Source organism: Bradyrhizobium sp. P2_E8 (assembly GCF_056403875.1).
Genome location: NZ_JBFUES010001219.1, coordinates 1 through 1,966 on the forward strand (window position 1 = coordinate 1; position 1,966 = coordinate 1,966).

Genomic DNA, 1,966 nt, shown 5'->3' on the forward strand with positions numbered 1-1,966 from the left:
ATGCGTTCCTCACCTCCGGCGACGGCGGCGCGGGACGCAAGCTCTGGGACTTCCTGCCGCATTTCACGGCGATCAACTATGCGATGCCGGTCTCGATCGCCTTCGTCCGCAGCGAGGCGTTCGCCGCGCTGTCCGAGCCGATGCAGCGCGAGGTGATGGCCGCGGCGGCCGAGACCGAGCAGAGCCAGTTCGCGCTGCTGGCCCATCGCACGGCCGAGAACTATGCGCGCATGCGCGACAACGGCGTCAACATCGCCGAGCCCGCACCGCCGTCCCTCGTCACCGCACTCCGCAGCGCCGCGGCGGACGCGATCGCCGCCTGGGAGACCCAGGCCGGCGCGGATGCGGCGGCGATCGTCGAATGGGCGAGACAGCAGTAAGGGGACCGGTCGCGGCCATCGGCATACCGCGGCTCACCCGCGATGGGCGACCGCTGGCCTCGCCTGTCGCTGCGTCAGTTTTTGACGGGCACCAGGCTTTCGCCGCTGATGGCGCGGTCGAGGGCGTCGATCAGCGCCTGAATCTCCACGAACTTGTTGCGCGCCCGCTCGGCCGTGTCGCGCACGAAGGGAGCGGCCAGCACTTTTGCATGCGCGTCTCTGTCCTCGATCATGCGATCGCGGGCCTTCTTCAGGGTTTCAAGTCGCTCGCTCATGTAGGCTCCTCCATAAAATATCTTCGCGATCGCAACCAGGGACTTCAGTCGAAGCCCGCCGGAAGCTCGCCTTTCCGGAAAAACACCGTCGGCTCGTCGTCATAGTCACCCATTTCGGCATCGCCGCTGGACGAGAACGCAACGACGCCGAGCTTGCTCAAGGCCAGTCTCTCCGCCGTTCGCAGCGCGCCGCTTTCCGATTTGCAGACGATCGGAGAGTCGGCCTTGAGATTCCCGCCCTTGCCGGCGTTGAATGCCTGCACGACGTAGGTTGTTTGGCGGACCATGACGCCTCCTCTGACTCTGTTGGCAAACGGAATTGACGCCAACGACTGCGAACGCCGTGCTCAGCGTCGCATCGCCTCCATGAGCGCGGAAATCCTGATCGTTGCAAAACTGGAGAAGGTGTCCGACACGGCATATGGCAGGATGATCTGGTCATTGTGCCTCATCGCACCGCAGGTATAGACGACGTTGGGGACATACCCTTCGCGCTCCGATGGTTCAGGCCGCAACAGCGGCTCGCTCGAACGCGCCAGCACCCTGGATGGGTCGCGCTTGTCGAGCAGCGCCGCACCGATCGAATATTTGCGGACGGGGCCGACACCATGCGTCAGCAGCAGCCAGCCTTCGTCGAGTTCGATCGGCGACCCGCAATTGCCGATCTGGACGAACTCCCAGGGAAACTGCGGTTTCAGAAGGGCCTGGCCGCCTTCCCATGTGGAGAGATCGTCCGAATAGACCAGATACAGGTTCTCGTTGTCCTGCCGCGCGATCATGGCATAGCTGCCGCCGATCTTGCGCGGGAACAGCGCCATGCCTTTGTTGTGTGCCGCAGCCCCCCGCAAAGGCGTCAGTCGAAACGACATGAAATCGCTGGTCTCGATCAATTCGGACCGGATCGCCCGCCCGCTGTAGGCCGTGTAGGTCGCGTAATAGGTCTTGCGATCGCCGTCGCTGAATTGGACAAAGCGCGCATCCTCGATGCCGTTCGACTGGGATTCGGTCACGGGAAAGATGACACGCTCGCTGAGATCTTCCTCGGGCCTGAACGTCAGCTCGACCCGGTCGCCGTCCGGGCCGGATGCGCGATGGCTGATCCGCGGGAGCGAGGCAAGGCGCGCCGTCGGATCGACGGTCAGGCTCCCGTCGGCCGCGATCGTTCCGGTTCGAAACGTCAGTGAYGACACGTGCCCTTCTCCAATCGCCCGGAGACTGATGATGAAGCGTTTGCCCCCTTCGGGCGCACCGGATTGATCAGGGTGCGGCACGATGCTCGGATTGAACAAGGCTGAGGCCTCGAACGAATAC

4 protein-coding genes are annotated in these 1,966 nt (G+C 63.8%); 1 reads left to right on the plus strand and 3 read right to left on the minus strand.

The window, feature by feature from the left end; translation table 11 throughout:
- On the plus strand, positions 1 to 380 hold a 380-nt coding region (locus AC1D00_RS38830), incomplete at its 5' end, for a type 2 periplasmic-binding domain-containing protein (RefSeq protein WP_477014319.1).
- A 74-nt stretch (positions 381 to 454) separates the two neighbouring features.
- Here AC1D00_RS38830 and AC1D00_RS38835 read toward each other — a convergent pair.
- The 3 genes from AC1D00_RS38835 to AC1D00_RS38845 all read right to left on the minus strand — a co-directional run.
- Positions 455 to 655 carry a hypothetical protein gene (locus AC1D00_RS38835; RefSeq protein ID WP_011087899.1) on the minus strand — a complete coding sequence of 67 codons (201 nt, stop codon included), beginning with the start codon at positions 653 to 655 and terminating at the stop codon, positions 455 to 457.
- A 44-nt stretch (positions 656 to 699) separates the two neighbouring features.
- Positions 700 to 942, minus strand: coding sequence for a hypothetical protein (locus AC1D00_RS38840; protein ID WP_027548121.1), 243 nt, complete (start codon positions 940 to 942; stop codon positions 700 to 702).
- A 60-nt stretch (positions 943 to 1,002) separates the two neighbouring features.
- Positions 1,003 to 1,966: glycoside hydrolase family 130 protein (locus AC1D00_RS38845; protein ID WP_477014320.1), on the minus strand; the 964-nt coding region annotated here is incomplete at its 5' end.

Excerpts from the sequence above, each read along its gene's own strand:
- AC1D00_RS38835 (WP_011087899.1), bottom strand. The coding sequence starts at position 655 with ATGAGCGAGCGACTTGAAACCCTGAAGAAGGCCCGCGATCGCATGATC.
- AC1D00_RS38840 (WP_027548121.1), bottom strand. The coding sequence starts at position 942 with ATGGTCCGCCAAACAACCTACGTCGTGCAGGCATTCAACGCCGGCAAG.